The organism is Mycobacterium toneyamaense (assembly GCF_055384815.1).
On the sequence record NZ_AP040333.1, the window covers coordinates 4,793,841 to 4,811,131 of the forward strand.

At 68.2% G+C, this 17,291-nt stretch carries 16 protein-coding genes; 5 read left to right on the plus strand and 11 right to left on the minus strand.

Features of this window, described 5'->3' with window-relative positions:
* Window positions 1-113: 113 nt before the first annotated feature.
* Window positions 114-2,438, plus strand: coding sequence for a putative bifunctional diguanylate cyclase/phosphodiesterase (locus tag ACZ5IQ_RS23100; RefSeq protein ID WP_212806904.1), 2,325 nt, complete (start codon window positions 114-116; stop codon window positions 2,436-2,438).
* Between the two features lie 5 nt (window positions 2,439-2,443).
* Here ACZ5IQ_RS23100 and ACZ5IQ_RS23105 read toward each other — a convergent pair whose 3' ends face one another.
* From ACZ5IQ_RS23105 to secY, 10 genes are all read right to left on the minus strand, one after another.
* A complete protein-coding gene (locus tag ACZ5IQ_RS23105; protein WP_133425300.1) occupies window positions 2,444-2,932 on the minus strand; it encodes a MarR family winged helix-turn-helix transcriptional regulator in 489 nt (162 codons plus the stop codon).
* A gap of 39 nt (window positions 2,933-2,971) precedes the next feature.
* On the minus strand, window positions 2,972-4,015 hold the full coding sequence (locus tag ACZ5IQ_RS23110; protein ID WP_226519465.1) for a pyridoxal phosphate-dependent aminotransferase: 1,044 nt from the start codon (window positions 4,013-4,015) through the stop codon (window positions 2,972-2,974).
* Window positions 4,012-5,031 (minus strand): 3-oxoacyl-ACP synthase III family protein, encoded by a 1,020-nt coding sequence (locus ACZ5IQ_RS23115; protein ID WP_226519466.1) that lies wholly within the window; start codon window positions 5,029-5,031, stop codon window positions 4,012-4,014. Before ACZ5IQ_RS23115 ends, ACZ5IQ_RS23110 begins: the two co-directional genes overlap by 4 nt.
* A 7-nt stretch (window positions 5,032-5,038) precedes the next feature.
* Window positions 5,039-5,686, minus strand: a complete 648-nt coding sequence (locus tag ACZ5IQ_RS23120; RefSeq protein ID WP_464480349.1) for an SRPBCC family protein — start codon at window positions 5,684-5,686, stop codon at window positions 5,039-5,041.
* Window positions 5,667-7,382 carry a thiamine pyrophosphate-binding protein gene (locus ACZ5IQ_RS23125; RefSeq protein WP_135356890.1) on the minus strand — a complete coding sequence of 572 codons (1,716 nt, stop codon included), beginning with the start codon at window positions 7,380-7,382 and terminating at the stop codon, window positions 5,667-5,669. The genes ACZ5IQ_RS23120 and ACZ5IQ_RS23125 overlap by 20 nt, the downstream gene beginning before the upstream one ends.
* A 74-nt stretch (window positions 7,383-7,456) precedes the next feature.
* Window positions 7,457-8,179 carry a zf-HC2 domain-containing protein gene (locus tag ACZ5IQ_RS23130; protein ID WP_135356903.1) on the minus strand — a complete coding sequence of 241 codons (723 nt, stop codon included), beginning with the start codon at window positions 8,177-8,179 and terminating at the stop codon, window positions 7,457-7,459.
* 2 nt (window positions 8,180-8,181) lie between these two features.
* Window positions 8,182-8,706, minus strand: coding sequence for a sigma-70 family RNA polymerase sigma factor (locus ACZ5IQ_RS23135; protein ID WP_406801911.1), 525 nt, complete (start codon window positions 8,704-8,706; stop codon window positions 8,182-8,184).
* A gap of 51 nt (window positions 8,707-8,757) precedes the next feature.
* A complete protein-coding gene (gene map / locus ACZ5IQ_RS23140) occupies window positions 8,758-9,561 on the minus strand; it encodes a type I methionyl aminopeptidase (protein WP_406801912.1) in 804 nt (267 codons plus the stop codon).
* A 29-nt stretch (window positions 9,562-9,590) separates the two neighbouring features.
* On the minus strand, window positions 9,591-10,136 hold the full coding sequence (locus ACZ5IQ_RS23145) for an adenylate kinase (protein WP_318985765.1): 546 nt from the start codon (window positions 10,134-10,136) through the stop codon (window positions 9,591-9,593).
* Window positions 10,133-11,458, minus strand: coding sequence for a preprotein translocase subunit SecY (gene secY, locus ACZ5IQ_RS23150; RefSeq protein ID WP_135356887.1), 1,326 nt, complete (start codon window positions 11,456-11,458; stop codon window positions 10,133-10,135). The genes ACZ5IQ_RS23145 and secY overlap by 4 nt, the downstream gene beginning before the upstream one ends.
* A gap of 327 nt (window positions 11,459-11,785) precedes the next feature.
* Here secY and ACZ5IQ_RS23155 point away from each other — a divergent pair, with 327 nt between their 5' ends.
* Genes ACZ5IQ_RS23155 through ACZ5IQ_RS23170 form a run of 4 tightly spaced genes read left to right on the plus strand, consistent with a single transcriptional unit; the run spans window position 11,786 to window position 15,487 of the window.
* Window positions 11,786-12,712 (plus strand): class I SAM-dependent methyltransferase, encoded by a 927-nt coding sequence (locus ACZ5IQ_RS23155; protein WP_135356886.1) that lies wholly within the window; start codon window positions 11,786-11,788, stop codon window positions 12,710-12,712.
* Window positions 12,713-12,733: 21 nt separating this feature from the next.
* Entirely contained in the window at window positions 12,734-13,636 is a 903-nt protein-coding gene (locus ACZ5IQ_RS23160; RefSeq protein WP_464480350.1) for a class I SAM-dependent methyltransferase, read from the plus strand.
* 13 nt (window positions 13,637-13,649) lie between these two features.
* A complete protein-coding gene (locus ACZ5IQ_RS23165; protein ID WP_464480351.1) occupies window positions 13,650-14,561 on the plus strand; it encodes a class I SAM-dependent methyltransferase in 912 nt (303 codons plus the stop codon).
* A 5-nt stretch (window positions 14,562-14,566) separates the two neighbouring features.
* Window positions 14,567-15,487 carry a class I SAM-dependent methyltransferase gene (locus ACZ5IQ_RS23170; protein WP_464480352.1) on the plus strand — a complete coding sequence of 307 codons (921 nt, stop codon included), beginning with the start codon at window positions 14,567-14,569 and terminating at the stop codon, window positions 15,485-15,487.
* Window positions 15,488-15,491: 4 nt separating this feature from the next.
* Here ACZ5IQ_RS23170 and sppA read toward each other — a convergent pair whose 3' ends face one another.
* The gene (gene sppA, locus ACZ5IQ_RS23175; protein WP_406803615.1) at window positions 15,492-17,279 is read right to left on the minus strand and encodes a signal peptide peptidase SppA; all 1,788 of its coding nucleotides are present in this window, start codon (window positions 17,277-17,279) and stop codon (window positions 15,492-15,494) included.
* Window positions 17,280-17,291: the final 12 nt, after the last annotated feature.

Below are 17,291 nucleotides of genomic sequence, written 5' to 3' on the forward strand. Positions count from 1 at the left end.
ACTCTCCCCTCAGAGTTGCTAGATTTCACTTGCCGTGCATCATGCGGTCATCTCGGCAAATTTTGACAACGCCCGCAAAATGCCGAACCATCGAGGCTGACATGGGGGTGTAGGTGCGCACAGGCAACACAAACGCGATCATCGGCGCTGCCGCGATCATCTTCGCCGTGTTCGGCTATCTGGTGATCACCGGTGACCATGACACGGCGGCGGCACGTCTCACCAACGACATCGGACTGACCGCCTTCAGCAGCCTTGCCTGCCTGGCCGCTGTGGCCGCCTACCGGGCCAACCGTGGCCGGCGTCGGCGCGCCTGGCTGGCACTGGCGATCGGGATGGCAGGCTGGGTCGTCGGCAACCTGACCCTGCTCTATCACCACGCCGTGCTCGGATCGCCGCCCGCGTTTCCGTCGGTCGCCGACGCCGCGTTCCTGCTGCTGCCGTGCACCGTGGTGGTCGCGTCCGTCGGGAAGGTGCGGCCCGACCGCATGTCGGCCCTGCGCCCCGTGCTGGACGGCGTGATCGTCGCCTCCGCGTTGTTCCTCGTGTGCTGGGTGCTGGTCCTGGAGGATCTGTTCACCTCCGCGCATTCCAGCTGGATCGCGACCGCGGTGTCGGTGGCGTTCCCGATCTCGGACGTCGTCATGATCACGCTGGCCGTGTTGACGGTGGGTTCGACGGTGCCGGGCAAACGCCAGGCCATCGTCCTGGTCTGCACGGGACTGATCATCGTCGCGGTGGCCGACAGCATCTGGATATACGTTCTGGCGCAAGCGAATTCGACCAGCCCGGTGGCGGTCGTCTGCTGGGCGGCGGGCCTGGTGCTGTTCAGCGCCGGCGGGCTGATCGATGCGCGCACACCACCGTCGGCGACCCGGCGGAAACGGCAGCCGCTGTCCGATCCGCTGCTCTGGCTACCGTATTCGCCGATGGTGGCCGCGGTGGTCGTCGGGCTCTTCGACCTCTGGCCGGTGACCAACGACAAACCGGTGCTGATCGCCGCCTCGGTGCTCGTGATGACGGCGCTGGTCCGGCAGCTCATCGTGCTGATCCAGAATCGGCGGTTGTTGTTCGACCTGGCCGAGCAGACCAGGCGCGATCCGTTGACGGGTCTGGGAAATCGGTTGATGTTCAACGATCACCTCGATGCGGCCATCCGGTCCCGCGGCGACGATCGGATTCCCGTCGCCGTGCTCGCGCTCGACCTGGACGACTTCAAGATGGTGAACGACAACCTCGGGCACCCGAGCGGTGACGAGCTGTTGGTCGACGTCGCGAGCCGGCTGAAGAGCACGGTGCCGGCCGAGCACACCGTGGCCCGGCTGGGCGGCGACGAATTCGCCGTTCTCATCCGGTCGGCACCGAATGCGGCAACCACCATCGCCGAGCGGATCATCGAGGCGTTCGACGCACCGTTCTCGCTCAACAGCGAGAAGGTCTTCATCCACGCGAGTGTCGGGTTGGCGATCACCCCCGCCGACGAACCAGACGTCACCGCTGACGATCTGATGCAGCAGGCCGACATCGCGCTGTACGCCGCCAAGCGGACCGGCATCGGCGGCGTACAGACCTTCTCCGCGGACATGCGCCAGGTCTCGCGGCTGGACCTGCCGCAGCGGTGGAGCGACAGCGGTCGGATCCAGCCGCCCGCCCAAGCCGGTGTGCAACTGCTCGGGCAACTGCGCCGTGCCATCGGCGACTCCGAGTTGAAGTTGGTGTATCAGCCCAAAGTGCTGCTGGCCACCGGCGAAATCGTCGGTGTGGAGGCGTTGCCCCGCTGGCCCCATCCCGAGCTCGGCCTGCTGACCCCGTCCGAGTTTCTGCCGTTGATCCGGCGTAACGGCCTGATCGGCTCGGTTACCGACACGGTGCTCAAGCAAGCGGTCCTGGACGCCTCGACCTGGTTCGGGACGGGATATCGCAATGTGCCGGTCGCCATCAACCTCTTCGCGCAGTCGCTGACCGACGTCGATCTGGCCGATCGCATAGGGACCATCCTCGCCGAGCACTCACTGCCACCGAGCGCCCTCACCGTGGAGATCACCGAGCAGATGCTGCTGTCGAACATGAGCCGGACGGAGGTGGTCATCGATCGGCTCCGGAAGTCGGGTCTGCGGGTGTCGATCGACGACTTCGGGTCCGGCTACTCGACCACGAGTTACCTGCGCGACCTGCCGGTCGATGAACTCAAACTCGACCGCGAGTTCGTGCTGCCGATGACGCACAATCCCCGCGCCGCCGCCATCGTTCGATCGGTGATCAACCTGACCCACGCCCTGAACATCGCGAGCGTCGCCGAAGGAGTCGAAGACGCCGCGACCGCCGAGCAGCTCTCGGCGTACGGGTGCGATATCGGCCAGGGCTACTACTTCGCCAAACCGATGTTCGCCGAATCGCTGCGGCCCCTGATCGAATCGCGGAATCCGCTGCGGCGCTGAGCCGGTCAGAAGTCGCCGGCGGTGCGGCGCAGGGTCTCGATCGCGTCGACCAGCGCCGCGGACTGCTCGTCGGACATCCCGACGTCGGCGAACACCTCCTTGTTGAGGGTCACCGTGGCGTCCTCGACCGTCGAGCGGCCGAGCTCGGTCAGCCGCACCAGGGTGGTCCGCCCGTCCGTGGGGTGCGGCACCCGCTCGACGAGGCCGTCGGCCTCGAGCCGCCGGATGGCATGGGTGACACTCGTGACGTGCACCTGCAGCCGGTCGGACGCCTTGGTGATCGGCAGTGCGCCACTACCGCTGAACGCCAGTAGCCGGAGCAGTTCGTAGCGGGAAAAGCTGAGGTCATAGGGCCGCAGCGCAGTCTCCACGCGGGCCAGCAGAATCTGGTGGGCCCGCATCACCGAGGTCACCGCGACCATGCCGTCGGCGACGTCGCCCCAGCCGGCCCGCTCCCAGTTGGCCCGGGCCCGGGCGATGGGGTCACTGCTCACCGCTCATTCATACCGCACCGGACCCCTCGCCCGATGCAGTCAGGCCCCGACTTCCGTCCCGTCCACCGCCTTCCGGATGGCCGCCAGCACCGCGCGCGACGATCTGCGGTCCCCGACGGTGATCCGGACGCCGCCGTCGGCATAGCTGCGGACCCGCGGGCCGTCATCGCCGAATTTCCAGGCCCGCGCCCCGCTCGGCAGATACACGAAGTTGGCGTGGCTGTCGGTGCAGTACACACCCATCGACCGCAACCGCGCCCGCAGGAACGCCCCCTCCGAGGCGATCATCCGGATACGTTGCCGCAGTTGATCTTCCGCGTCGTAGGACGCGGCGACGGCGACCAGTCCGGTAATCCCGATCCCGAACGGCAACTGCATCCCCCACAGCTCGCGCGCCAGCGACGGCGCACACACGCCATAGCCGATGCGCAGGCCGGCGAGCCCGTAGGCCTTCGAAAAGGTGCGCACCACAACCAGATTGGGGTAGCGCACCACCAGCGACGGGATGTCCAGGCACAGCTCGGGGGCCAGGAACTCGACGTACGCCTCGTCCAGCAGGACGACGGTGCCCGACGGCACCCGGTCCAGGAACCGGTACAGGTCGGCGGCCGACTCGACCGTCCCGGTCGGGTTGTGCGGACGGCAGATCACCACCACCCGGGCGCGCGCCGCGGCGGCCGCCATGGCGTCGAGGTCGTGGTGACCGTGCCGGTCCAGCGGCACGGTCACCGACCGCAAGCGCGCCATCTGCGCGAAGATCGGATAGCCGTCGAAGGTGGGCGACGCCGTCACCAGCACGTCACCGGGGTGGGTGACGGCCTGCAGCACCTGCAGGATGACGCCGGTGGCGCCCGCGCCGACGAGTACCTGCTCATCGGCGACGCCCACGTGCCCGGCGATCAGCGACCGCAGCCGCTGCGGCAGGAACTCCGGGTACCGGTTCACCACGCCGATCGACGCGGTCAGCGCGGCCCGGACCGCCGGCAGCGGCGGGAACGGATTCTCGTTGAGCGCCAACGCCAACGGGTCGTCCGCGGCGGGCAGCGAACCGACCGCGTCGGCCAGCGCGCACGTGGGTGTCATCGCTGTCCGCCCCAGCGCACCGCGGCCGCGCCGGCGAAGTCACCGGCGTGCGCGAAGGCTGCCATCATCACCACGTCACCTTTCGCGACCTGTCCGTCGGTGATCGCCCGGTCCAGGTTGACGGGCACACCGGCGGCGAACAGGTTGCCGCACTCGTCGAAGGTGTCGCGGTGCTTCGCCTCGGGCAGCTCCAGGGCCTCGCGCCAGTTCCGCAGGAACACACGGTTCGGCTGATTGGTGACCAGCAGACCGATGTCCTTGGGCGCCAGCCCGATCCGGTCGCACACCGCGTACGCCACCTCGGGCACCTGACGGTTACCCCGGGCCAGCACCTTGGTGATCTTGCTCTCGGTGAAGCCGATGCAGCCCTCACCCGGTCCGGCCTGCCACCATTTGCGCGGCGGGTCGACCGACATCGTCATGTCACCGGCGTATTCGCCGTAGGTGCGGCATTCGACGTCGAGGATCGGCGAAACATCGGACGCCGCAACGAGTCCCACCGCGGCGCCGTCACCAGGCACCGAGGCCTGTGCCTTGGGCCGGATGGTGACCTGGTCGAACACCTGACCCGCCGCGTTCTGCGCGACCGCCACCAACGCGGTACGCCCCTCCCCTGACGCGATCAGCTGTTTGGCCAACTTGAGGCCCAGGATGAAGGCCGCGCACCCGCCGTTGTGCAGGTCGATCACCCAGTTCGGCTTCATGCCAAGGCGATTGGCCATGCCGCCGCCGCCGCCGTAGAACGGCATGTCGGGCAGCTGGGTATGGGTGATCAGGATGTCGACGTCGGCGAGGGCGTCGGAGCCGTGCCGGTCGACGAGGCCCGCGGCGGCCCGCTCGACCATGTCGATGGCCGTCTCGTCGGGGGCCACGTGGTGGCGGAACTTCGGCGCCCGGAACATCAGGTTGTCCCGCAGATCGTCGGAATCGGCGAACTGCGCGTAGTAGTCGGCGCTGATCGGCTCGCCCGGAAGATAGGTCGAGACATCGAGCAGGCTCACAACTGGTTGGCTCATGCGTGACTCACTTCATCCAGGCCGGGGTGATCGGCAGGCCGTTGCGATGCCGGTATTCGGCAATCGCCTTGAGGTTGTCCAGCTCGAGGCGGTGGCCCGCCCCGAACATGTCCCAGAAGTCCCCGACCCACACGGGTCGCTGCGCGGGCGCGGTCTCCGGGTACGGGTTGTGGTCGTAGAAGGGGTGGTGGCAGTTGGTCCACAGCACCACCGAGCCGGGCTTGTTGAGCACGACCTGGGCGTCGACGACGCGCATCAGGTAGATCATCCAGAGGTGCCGGCCCTGGTCCCAGGCGCAGTGGTAGTCGACGGTCATCGCCTCGCGGTTCGCCACTGTGCGCGTGTAGATTTCGGTCTCCGAGCCCAGCCGGTCGTAGGCCAGCCAGAGGCCCGGTTCCTCGGTTTCGGTGAATCCACGCAGGCTGTAGGTCCACTCTTCGAGGCTGCGGGTGTCCGCCAGGTACTCGAAGAGTTCCTGCGGCGGGCAGTCGATGTAGTCGTTGACGGTGCAGTAGCCACCGAAGACGACGTCGTGCGGGTATACCGACCGCATCATCTCCATGATGATGGGCGTGGCCTTTTCCCGCGGCGCGTTCTCGATGCGGGTCACGCCGTCGATGGGTAGGGCGATGTCTTCAAGCGCGGGCAGCGACATGCTGGGAGCTCTCTTTCTGCGTCTGTTGTGTGGCGGTATCGAGAAATGGTGCGAACGTGGGGATTTCGTCGGCGGAGCATTCGACGCTGACGACCGATGGCCCGTGCCGGCTGAGCGCTTCGCTCAGCGCGCCGGCCAGCTGCGGCAGCTCGGTGACGTCCGTCGCGTGCAGGCCGGGGAACATCGCGGCCAGGCCGGCGCCCAGCCGGGCCGGGGTGAAGCGGTTGTAGCTGTAGCGGTCGCCGTAGAACAACTGTTCGCGGGTGACGCACATGGCGTGGGCGTTGTTGTTGAACAACACGAAGGTGATCGGGAGCCGGTACTCCAACGCCGTGTGCAGCTCCATGCCGTGCATGAAGAACGAGCCGTCGCCGGCCACCACCACGGTCCGGTATTGCGGCCCAGCGGTTTTCGCCCGCGCGAAGCACATGCCGATGCCGGCGCCGAAGCTGTATCCCATGCCGCCCATCCCGAGCGCCACCACGAAGCGGCCGGACCGGCGCACCGGCAGCCCGTGCACCGTCGAGGCACCGGTGTTGCCGGCGTCGACGACGATGTCGGCGCCGTCGGGCAGCAGTTCGTCGAGCAGGGCGACGGTGTCGCGGTACCGGATGCCGGGGCCGTCGTGCGGCGGCGGCTGAAGTTCGGTGTGCGGCAGCGGGTCGAGGACCCGTAGCCCGTGGGGCCGGCCGGCTCCGGTCAACGATCGGGTCAGCGCCGTCAGCGATGCCCGCAGGTTGGTCGAATTCACGTGTGTGCTCGGCACATACGGACGTTCCGCGCCGAGCGAGACCGTCTGCACCCCGGCCAGCGCGCTGTCGAGGCCGGCGCGCGCCGTCACCGCCAGGCGCGTCCCGATCACCAGACACACCGCGCTGCGGGAGATCGCGTCGACGACCCGCGGATGGCCCATCACGCCGGTGACGCCCAGCCATGACGACTGCCCCAGCCCGGGTGAGCCGCTGACGTCCTTGCCGTCAGGCACCGTGGCGACCCAGGCCCGCAGCACCGAGCGCAATTCCTCGAGCTCACGGCGGGCGTCGTCGCGGGCCACCTGCTCGCCGGCGATGATCGTGACCGGCCCCAGCGCCCGGCGCAGCACCTCGGCGATGGGACCCGGGTCTGCCAGCAACGAATCCTGCACAGCAGCAACCGGATTGACCACATCGATCATCGCCTCCTGGACGTCCTTCGGCAGCAGCAGTACCGCCGGGCCACCACCGGCCGCCGCGGTCAGCGCCTCCGCCAGCGCCGGCACGATGTCCTCCGGCTCCGTCACGCGACGGCAGTACACCGACACCGCCGAGAACAACGCCACCGCGTCCAGCGATCCGGACCGGCCACTGGTGTCCTGGAAGCTGCCGCGGCCGTCCATGCCGGTCGGCGCCTGCCCCACCAGAGCCAGCACCGGCACTCGGCTGGCCAGTGATTCACCCAGTCCCGCAACAAGATTCAGCGATCCGCCGCCCGACGTCGCGGCCACCACCCCGATCCGGGACACCGCACGGCTGTAGCCGTCGGCCATGGTGGCCGCGGAGAACTCATGCTTGGCCAGGATCGCGGTGACGTTGTCCGCGAGGAACGCCGCGTCGAACAGGTCCTCGATATTGGCCCCGTCGACACCGAAGAAATACTCGACGCCCGACGCCGCAAGTTGCGTGATGATGTGGTCCACCACCCGATGCCTGCTGACCATCTGCCACCTGCTTCCGCTCGTCTAACCACAGACACGAGGCGGATGGGCGAATGGTTCAACGCCGGTGGAAATTTTTAGAGATTGCGCTCCAGCAAAACCTTGCCGCTGTCGGCGGAAACCAGTTGTACCGCAGCAATTTCCGAAACCTGCATCGGCGTGTTACCACTCGGCAACGCGGTGGCACCGGACATGCCGAACCACGTGGCGATCTGGTTACGGCTGCCATCGCGGCCCACCACCACCATACCCAGATTGGTCGGTGGCGCGGCCGGTCCGCTGGACCAGTCGCCGTAGCTGCAGGCCATGTCGATCCGCGTGCCCCAGCCGAAGCTGCTCAGCGCGATGGTGGCGTTGAACGGTGTGGGTGCCACGTGCTCCATGGGCAGCTGCGCGACCTGCTCCTGGCTCTGGCCCCCGCCGAAGAACTCGGGCCGGACGACGGCCACCGCACCGACGGCCAGTACCGCCGCGGCCAGGCCGGCCACCGCCGTCGTCACCCAGCGGGTCCGGCGCCGGCGCCAGCGCACCTTGGCCAGTATCGAGTCGAGCACCTCGGGCCGCAACGGCGGTTCGGGCTGCTCGGCGCCGATCTCCTGCACGTCGGCCAAATCCAGTAGACCCAACAGGGCCGGCATACCGCTGAGCTCACCGACCGCGTCGCGGCACCGGGAGCAGGTCTGTAGGTGCGCTTCGTACTCACGGCGTTCGGCGCTGGACAGCGAACCCAGCACGTACGCGGCGTCCCAGGTTGCGTACCGGTCGCCGTCAAAGGGTCCGAGAGGTTCGACAATGTGCATGCTCACCGGGTAACCCCCATTTCCTGCAGATTCAGGCGCAGCGCCCGGACCGCATAATGCAGCCTCGATTTCACCGTGCCCTCGGCGATCTGAAGCTCCGCCGCGATCTGGGCGACGCTCAACTGCCGGTAGTACGCGCGCTCGATCACGGCGCGATGGTCGACGGAGAGCTGGCTCAGGGCACCCCCGAGCAACATCCGATCCAGGGCGGTATCCACCTCGTTGGTGGCGGCCGGGTCCGTCCGGTCCTCGGCCTCCACGACCTCCGACGACGTGGTTTCGTGCCGGCGCCGAGCACTGCGCTGCTCATCGATGATGAGATTGCGCGCGACGGTGTAGAGCCAGGCCCGCGGGGACTGGTTGGCGTCGGACACGACGTCGGGGTGGCGCCACGCCCGCAGCAACGTCTCCTGCACCACGTCCTCGGCACGCGCCGAGTCCTGTGTCAGACGCAGGGCATAGCGCCAAAGGGCGCCTGCGTGCTCGTCGTAAAGCACCCGCATCATGGCGGCCTCCGGATCGCTCATGCACCAACCTCCGTCATTGACACGAGATCAGGGGCGATCCGGTTCACCGGATCAGTCGCGTAGCAGCGTCAAGATTCGGGGTCCGTCCTCGGTGACAGCAACGGTGTGTTCCCAGTGTGCGGCACGCGAGCCGTCCTTGGTGACAACTGTCCACTCGTCTTCGAGAATGACCGTCTTCGAGGTACCCAACGTCAGCATCGGCTCGATGGCCAGCACCGAACCGGGCTCGAGGAACGGGCCCCGGCCAGGAGATCCCTCGTTGGGCAGGAACGGGTCCATGTGCATCTCTTGACCGATGCCGTGCCCGCCGTAGCCTGCGACGATGCCGAACTTGCGGTCGTAACGGGCGGACGCCGCGTGGGTCCCCCGCTCGATGGCGTGCGAGACGTCGGTCAGCCGGTTACCGGGGACCATGGCGGCGATGCCGGCCTCCATGGACTCGCGGGTGGCGTCGGACAGCTTCTGGTCGGCGTCGATCAGCGGACCGACACCGAACGTCACGGCCGAGTCGCCGTGCCAGTTGTCCAGAATGGCGCCGCAGTCGATCGAGACCAGGTCACCGCTGACGAGCACCTCGTCGGCAGTCGGAATCCCGTGCACCACGCGGTCGTTGACCGACGCGCAGATGGTCGCCGGGAAGCCGTGATAGCCCAGGAACGACGGGATGCCGCCACCATCGCGGATGACGGACTCGGCGATCTGGTCCAGCTCGAGAGTGGACATCCCGGGCGCGGCGGCGTCACGAACCGCTTTCAGCGCTGCCGCCACCAGCGAACCGGCAGCCGCCATCGCGTCCAGTTCGCCGGGTGTCCGCTGCGGGACGACCTTGCGGCCGCGTCGGGGAAGACCAATCATCGATGACTACTTCAGCCGGATCGGCGGATTCAGCTGCCGAGCGCCTGCAGGGCGCGGGCGAAGACCTCGTCCAGGCTGCCGACGGCGTCGACCGAGACGAGTTCGTCCCGGTAGTAGTCCAGCAGCGGGGCGGTCTCGTCCCGGTACACCTTCATACGGTTGAGGATGACCTCTTCGGTGTCGTCGGCGCGGCCGCGGCTCTTCAACCGGGTCAGCAGCTCGGACTCCGACACGCGGAACTCCAGCACGGCGTCCAGCTTCAGGTTGCGCTTGGCCAGCATCTCCTTGAGCGCGACGGCCTGCTCGACCGAGCGGGGGAAGCCGTCGAGGATGAACCCGTCGGCAGTGTCGTCGGCGTCGAGACGGTCGTCGACCAGCGCGTTGGTCAGCTCGGCCGGGACCAGGTCGCCGGCGTCGAGGTACTTCTTGGCCTCGACACCGAGCGGGGTGCCCTTGCTGATGTTGCTACGAAACAGATCACCCGTGGAGATCTGCGGGATGCCGAACTTCTCGGCCAGCTTCTCGGCCTGAGTGCCCTTACCTGCTCCCGGCGGTCCCAGCAGAACCATTCTCATTTGAGGAACCCTTCGTAGTTGCGCTGCATCAGCTGGCTCTCGATTTGCTTCACCGTGTCCAGACCCACACCGATCATGATCAGCACGGCCGTACCGCCGAACGGCAAGTTCTGCACGCTACCGGAGTTGCCGATCTCGAGGAACAGATTGGGCAGCACGGCGATGATGCCCAGGTAGATCGAGCCGGGCAGGGTGATCCGGCTCAGGACGTACCGCAGGTAGTCCGCCGTCGGCTTGCCGGGCCGGATGCCGGGGATGAAGCCACCGAACTTCTTCATCTCGTCCGCCCGCTCATCGGGGTTGAACGTGATGGACACGTAGAAGTAGGTGAAGAAGATGATCAGCCCGAAGTAGATCGCGATGTAGACCGGATCGGCCGGGTTGGTCAGGTACTTGGCGATCGCCTTGGACCACCAGCCGTTGGATGCGTTCGGATCACCGGCGGTGACCAGCTGGGTGATCAGGTGCGGGATGTAGATCAGCGACGACGCGAAGATGACGGGGATGACGCCGGCCTGGTTGACCTTCAGGGGCAGGTAGGTCGAGGTACCGCCGTACATCCGGCGGCCCACCATACGCTTGGCGTATTGCACCGGGATACGGCGCTGGCCCTGCTCGACGAAGACGACACCGACGATGATGATCAGCGTCGCGGCCACGACGGAGGCGAACACGACGCCGCCGCGGCTCTCCAGGATGGACTGGCCTTCGGACGGGATGCGGGCGGCGATGCCGGCGAAGATCATCAGCGACATGCCGTTACCGATGCCACGCTCGGTGACGAGCTCGCCCATCCACATGACCAGGGCGGCGCCCGCGGTCATGACCAGCACGATCACGACCAGGGTGAAGATGCTCTGGTCCTGGATGATGTTCAGCGTGCAGCCCTGCAGCAGGTTGCCGCTCGCGGCCATCGCGACGATCGAGGTGCCCTGCAGAACTGCCAGCGCGATCGCGAGATAACGCGTGTACTGCGTCATCTTGGCCTGACCGGACTGGCCTTCCTTCTGCAGCTGTTCGAAGCGCGGGATGACCACGACCAGCAGCTGCACGATGATGCTGGCGGTGATGTAGGGCATCACGCCGACCGCCAGCACCGACAGGTGCAGCAGCGCACCGCCGGAGAACAGGTTGATCAGCGAGTAGACCTGTGCGGCGTCACCGCCACTGACCTGCTCGATGCACTTCTGCACGTTCGGGTAGTTCACCCCGGGGGACGGCAACGCGGCACCGGCCCGATACAGGACGACTACACCCAGCGTGAAGAGGATCTTGCGTCGCAGATCGGCCGTCCGCAGGGACGAGATAAAAGCCGAAAGCACTCTTCCTCCTGCGCAGCCGAGCTCGGGCCGCGGCGTGCTGATGGGGCTGGTCAGGTCCAGCGTTTGGTTAATTCCGTGCGCGAACACAGCAGGTACCCGACCTGCCTGGACGCGCCGTCAAATCAGTCTCCGAGAATAACAGTTGCCGTCCCCGCGACCTGCATCCGCTCGGCGCCGAACCCTTCCTACCCAGCCGGGACGCGGCGAAACGTGCCGCCACCCGGCATTTCTGCCGCGTTCAGGAACGGCGCGTACAGTCGCCGACAGGTTGTTACATGAGCTAACTACCAGCCCGCTCAACGGGTAATCGACGACAGGAACGACGCGATGGCACGCACTGACAACGACACGTGGGACCTGGCATCGAGCGTAGGAGCGACCGCGACCCTGGTCGCCGCCGCCCGCGCCCTCGCCACCAATTCCGAAGACCCGATCATCGACGACCCGTTCGCCGCTCCCCTGGTCCGCGCCGTCGGGGTCGAGTTCTTCACCAAGCTGGTCGACGGCGCCACCGATCCCGCCCAGTTCGGCGCCGGCTACGGCCCGACCATGTCGCAGCTGACCAACGGGATGGCGGCGCGCACCAGATTCTTCGACGACTTCTTCCGGGACGCCGGCAAGGCCGGTATCCGGCAGGCCGTCATCCTGGCCGCGGGCCTCGACTCGCGGGCCTACCGCCTGGTCTGGCCGGCGGGCACCGTCGTCTTCGAGATCGACCAGCCCGACGTCATCGAGTTCAAGTCCAAGACCCTGTCGGATCTCGGCGCGGCGCCGACCACCGAACGGCGCACGGTGGCGATCGACCTGCGCGACGACTGGCCTGCCGCACTGCGCGCCGCTGGCCTGGACCCCGCCAAGCCCACCGCATGGATCGCGGAGGGCCTGTTCGGCTACCTGCCGCCCGAAGCACAGGACCGGCTGCTCGACCAGATCTCCGAACTGTCCGCACCGGGCAGCCGGATGGGCGCCGAAGGTGTGCCGGCCACACCGGACCTCGACGAGGACGCCGTGCGCGAGCGGATGAAGGCCGCGTCGGAACACTGGCGCGACCAGGGCTTCGAACTCGACTTCAGCGATCTGGTCTATCTCGGTGACCGCGCCGACGTGGACACCTATCTGCAGGGCCACGGCTGGCAGACCACCGCCGTCACCTCCAACGAACTGCTGGTCCGCAACGGCCTGCCGGCCGTCGCGGCCGACCCGAACGGCCAGCCCTCGATGGGCGAGGTCAACTACGTCACCGCACTGCGCTGAGCCCACGACAGGAGTGAACCGATGACCCGGACCGACAGCGACACCTGGGACCTGGCCTCGAGCGTGGGCGCGACCGCCACGATGGTGGCGACCGCCCGCGCCCTGGCGACGAAGGAAGCCGAACCGCTCATTCGCGATCCGTACGCCGATCCGCTGGTGCGGGCCGTCGGCGTCGAGTTCTTCATCAAGCTGCTCGACGGGCAGGTCGATCTCAGCGGCGAGGTCGGGACGGCCGCCGCCATGATGACCAACCTGATGGCGGTGCGGACGAAGTTCTTCGACGACTTCTTCACCACCGCGGGTGACGCCGGCATCCGGCAGGCCGTCATCCTCGCCGCCGGACTGGACTCGCGCGCCTACCGGTTGGACTGGCCGGCCGGCACCGTCGTCTACGAGATCGACCAGCCCGAGGTGATCGCCGCCAAGACCGGGACCATGGCACAGATCGGGGCCACCCCGACGTGCGAACGCCGCACCGTGGCGATCGACCTGCGCGAGGACTGGCCGGCCGCACTGCGCGCCGCCGGATTCGACCCGTCGGCACCGACGGCCTGGATCGCCGAGGGGCTGCTGATCTATCTGCCGCCCGAGGCGCAGGACAAGCTGTTCGACAACATCACCGCACTGTCGGCGCCGGGCAGCCGCCTGGCCACGGAGTTCCACACCGACCACGGCGCCGGCATGCGTGAGCGCGGTGCCGCCATGAGCGAGCGGTGGCGCGGCGCGGGCCTGGACCTCAACCTGACCGACCTCTGGTACCAGGGCGAGCGCACCTCGGTGGTCGAGCACCTGGATGCCAGTGGCTGGAATACCACCGCCCGCCCGCGCCTTGAAGTTTTCGCCGAGTACGGCCGCCCCCTCGCCGAGACCGAAGACACCGCGGCGCTGCGTAATTCCCTGTCCGTGACGGCCATCAAGAACTAGGAGCTGGACCCACATGACACGAACTGACGGAGATTCCTGGGACCTGGCCTCGAGCGTCGGGGCCACCGCGACCATGGTCGCGGGGCAGCGTGCCATCGCCCACCGCGAGCAGCTGATCGACGACCCCTACGCCGAGCCGCTGGTGCGGGCCGTCGGGCTGGACTTCTTCACCAAGGCGCTCGACGGCGAGATCGACCTGAGCGACGTCAACCCGGCCTTCACTCCGCGGCGCGCGGCCGAGGGCATGACGGTGCGCACCCGCTGGTTCGACCAGCTGTTCCTCGACGCGGCCGCCACCGGCGTACGGCAGGCCGTGATCCTGGCGGCCGGGCTGGACGCGCGCGCCTACCGGCTGCCCTGGCCCGACGGCACCGTCGTCTTCGAGGTGGACCAGCCCGAGGTCATCGAGTTCAAGTCGACGACGCTCGCCGGCCTCGGCGCCGCCCCCACCGCGACCCGGCGCACCGTCGCCGTCGACCTGCGCGACGACTGGATGCAGGCCTTGCGGGACAACGGTTTCGACCCCGAGGCGCCCACCGCGTGGATCGCCGAAGGGCTGTTGATCTACCTGCCACCGGACGCCCAGGACCGGCTGTTCGACAACATCACCGCGCTGTCGGCGCCCGGCAGTTTCGTGGCCACCGAGCAGGTCGGTGATCTGAGCTCCGCGTTCGACGACGAGCGCATGCAGCAGATGCGCGACCGCATGAAGGCCCTCGGTTCGAACATCGAGATGGCCGACCTGATCTACCAGGGCGACCGCAACCACGTCACCGACTACCTGACGAGTCTCGGCTGGGACGTCACGGCGCGGTCGGTCGAAGAGGCGCACGCCGACAACGGTTTCCAGTACCCGGACGACGAACTGTCCCGGGCGTGGACCCAGCTGAAGTACGTCCGCGCGGTCCTGAACCGGAAGGCGTGAGCGCGATGGCCCGGACACACGGAGACAGCTGGGACCTGGCATCGAGCGTGGGCGCGACGGCCACGCTGGTCGCGACGGGACGCGCGATCGCCAGTACCCACGAACACGGTTTGATCGACGATCCGTTCGCGGCGCCGTTGGTGCGCGCCGTCGGGATCGAGGCGTTCACCAAGATGGTCGACGGCGAGCTGGACCTGGCGGTCCTCGACGCTGTCGCCCCGGATGCGGCGGCGCGGGCACGTGCCAACATCGACGAAATGGCCGTGCGCACACGGTTTTTCGATGACTACTTCATTGCCGGTACGGAAAGCGGCATCCGGCAGGCGGTGATCCTGGCTTCCGGGCTGGACGCGCGCGCCTACCGGCTGGCGTGGCCCGAGGGCACGGTGGTCTACGAGATCGACCAGCCGGAGGTCATCGAGTTCAAGACTCGCACCCTGGCCGGCCTCGGCGCCGAGCCGACGGCGCAGCGCCGGACCGTCCCGATCGATCTGCGTGAGGACTGGCCCGCTGCGTTGCGGGCGGCGGGCTTCGACCCCAGCCGGCCGACGGCGTGGCTGGCCGAAGGTCTGCTCATCTACCTGCCGCCGGAGGCGCAGGACAAGCTGTTCGACAACATTCACGAACTCAGCGCCCCCGGCAGTACCGTGGCCACCGAATTCGTGCCGGGCCTCAAGGCTTTCGATGCGGACAAGGCTCGTGAGGCCGCAGCGGGGTTCCAGCAGCTCGGCTTGAACATGGATATGCCGTCGCTGGTCTACCACGGCGAAAGGCACTCCGCCGCAGACTATCTGGCGGCCAAGGGCTGGCAGATGACCGGCATCGGCCGGGTGGATCTGCATGCCCGGCACGGGCTGACGGCGACGGTCCTCGGCGACGACGACCCGATGCGCGAAATCATCTACATCAGCGGCACACTCGGCTGAGTCACTAGAAGCGGTAATCCCCCAGCCAGAGCGCGCTGACCCCGGTCATCGACCGCTCGGCCTGGCCGAGGGCACCGACCAGTGACCGACCGAGCAAGGCCGCCACCGCTTCCGGCAATGACGCGGCCGCCGGTTGCGAGGAGGCCTTGGGCCGGACGTGATCGAGCAGCGACGAGCCCGGGTAGTTGACGACCTTGGCGGTCGCGTCGGGATCAAGGCCGGCCAGCACCTTGGCCCGGCGGACGGCGGTCCGCAGCCCACCGAGTTCGTCGACCAGGCCGCGTTCCAGTGCGTCGGCACCGGTCCAGATGCGGCCGCGGGCCACCTGCTCGACGGCCTCGACCGGCAGGTTGCGGCCGTCGGCGACGCGCTCGACGAAGTCGGTGTAGAAGAGGTCGGCCTCGGCCACCACGTGCGCGTGCTGCGCTTCGGTGAACGGCTGGTTCGCCGACCAGGCATCGGCATTCTCGTTGGTACGCACGGCATCCGAGCCGACACCGAGCCGTTCCTTGAGGCCCCTGGTGACGAGCTTGCCCGTCACCACGCCGATGGATCCGGTGATGGTGCCGGCGTTGGCGACGATGTGGTCGGCCGCCATCGACACGTAGTAGCCGCCCGATGCGGCGACCGCGCCCATCGACGCGACGACCGGCTTGCCCGCCTCGCGCAGCCGCGCCACCTCGCGCCAGATGGTCTCCGAACCCGTGACCGCACCTCCCGGGCTGTCCACGCGGAGCACGACGGCCGCGACGTCGTCGTCCGCAGCGGCTTCCCGCAGGGCGGCGGCGATGGTGTCGCCACCGACGCTCGACGGTCCCGGCGGGAAGGCGCTCGGGCCGCCGCGGCCACTGACGATGGGCCCGGCCATGGTGACGACGGCGATGGTCGGCTTGTGCTTGATGCCCGGCAGCGGCGGCACCTCGGGCAGCGTGTGCCCCGCGGTGGCCTTGGCGTACCGGGACAGGAACAGCCGCGGCGGCGCGTCCTTGCCGTCGGCTTCCGCTGCGCCCCCGGCCAATTCGCCGACCCGGGCATACGCCTCGTCGCGGAAACCGATGCGATCCACCAGCTTGGCCGCGACCGCGTCGTCGCGCAGCAGCGGCGCCCGGTCGACCAGGGCGTCGAGTTCGTCGGCGTCGACGCCGCGGGATTCGGCGATGGCGGTCAGCACCTGGGCGTGCAGGCTCTCGATGAGCCGGCCGTCGGCCTCGCGGTGTGGCTCGGTGTAGCGGTCCTGCGTGAACATGTTGGCCGCCGACTTGTACTCGCCGCGCGCCACGAACTGCGCCTCGATACCGGCCTTGTCGAAGGCGTCGCGCAGGAACAGCGCATTGGTCGCGAAACCCACCAGACCGACGGTGCCCGACGGCTGCATCCACACTTCCCGGAACGCCGAGGCCAGGTAGTACGACATGGTGCCCGGATAGGTCTCGGCCCAGGCGATGGACGGCTTGACGGCGCTGAACGCGGCGATGGCGTCGCGCAGCTCCTGCACCGGACCCGCTGCGGCAGCAGGTAATTGGACGCGGGCGATCAGCCCGGCGACGCGCTTGTCGTCGGCCGCGCGGTGGATGGCGGCCACGGCGTCGCGCAGCACGAGCGGCCGCGCGTTGCCCGTGACGAAGGCGATCGGGTCGAAGCCGGCGGTCTCCGGCGGCACGGCCTGCAGGTCGAGTTCCAGTACGCAGCCGTTGGGTACGCCGTGGTGACGCGCGGTGTCGACCTTGCGGACAAGGGCACGCAACTCATCAGGGCCGGGAAGACCGGGCAGGCTGGGCCGGAAAGCAAACATGATCCGAGCGTA

What these genes read in the sequence shown, in the direction of transcription:
- ACZ5IQ_RS23110 (WP_226519465.1), bottom strand. Translation starts at nt 4,015, where the DNA reads ATGACACCCACGTGCGCGCTGGCCGACGCGGTCGGTTCGCTGCCCGCC.
- ACZ5IQ_RS23115 (WP_226519466.1), bottom strand. Translation starts at nt 5,031, where the DNA reads ATGAGCCAACCAGTTGTGAGCCTGCTCGATGTCTCGACCTATCTTCCG.
- ACZ5IQ_RS23120 (WP_464480349.1), bottom strand. Translation starts at nt 5,686, where the DNA reads ATGTCGCTGCCCGCGCTTGAAGACATCGCCCTACCCATCGACGGCGTG.
- ACZ5IQ_RS23125 (WP_135356890.1), bottom strand. Translation starts at nt 7,382, where the DNA reads ATGGTCAGCAGGCATCGGGTGGTGGACCACATCATCACGCAACTTGCG.
- ACZ5IQ_RS23130 (WP_135356903.1), bottom strand. Translation starts at nt 8,179, where the DNA reads ATGCACATTGTCGAACCTCTCGGACCCTTTGACGGCGACCGGTACGCA.
- ACZ5IQ_RS23135 (WP_406801911.1), bottom strand. Translation starts at nt 8,706, where the DNA reads ATGAGCGATCCGGAGGCCGCCATGATGCGGGTGCTTTACGACGAGCAC.
- map (WP_406801912.1), bottom strand. Translation starts at nt 9,561, where the DNA reads ATGATTGGTCTTCCCCGACGCGGCCGCAAGGTCGTCCCGCAGCGGACA.
- ACZ5IQ_RS23145 (WP_318985765.1), bottom strand. Translation starts at nt 10,136, where the DNA reads ATGAGAATGGTTCTGCTGGGACCGCCGGGAGCAGGTAAGGGCACTCAG.
- ACZ5IQ_RS23155 (WP_135356886.1), top strand. Translation starts at nt 11,786, where the DNA reads ATGGCACGCACTGACAACGACACGTGGGACCTGGCATCGAGCGTAGGA.
- ACZ5IQ_RS23160 (WP_464480350.1), top strand. Translation starts at nt 12,734, where the DNA reads ATGACCCGGACCGACAGCGACACCTGGGACCTGGCCTCGAGCGTGGGC.
- ACZ5IQ_RS23165 (WP_464480351.1), top strand. Translation starts at nt 13,650, where the DNA reads ATGACACGAACTGACGGAGATTCCTGGGACCTGGCCTCGAGCGTCGGG.
- ACZ5IQ_RS23170 (WP_464480352.1), top strand. Translation starts at nt 14,567, where the DNA reads ATGGCCCGGACACACGGAGACAGCTGGGACCTGGCATCGAGCGTGGGC.
- sppA (WP_406803615.1), bottom strand. Translation starts at nt 17,279, where the DNA reads ATGTTTGCTTTCCGGCCCAGCCTGCCCGGTCTTCCCGGCCCTGATGAG.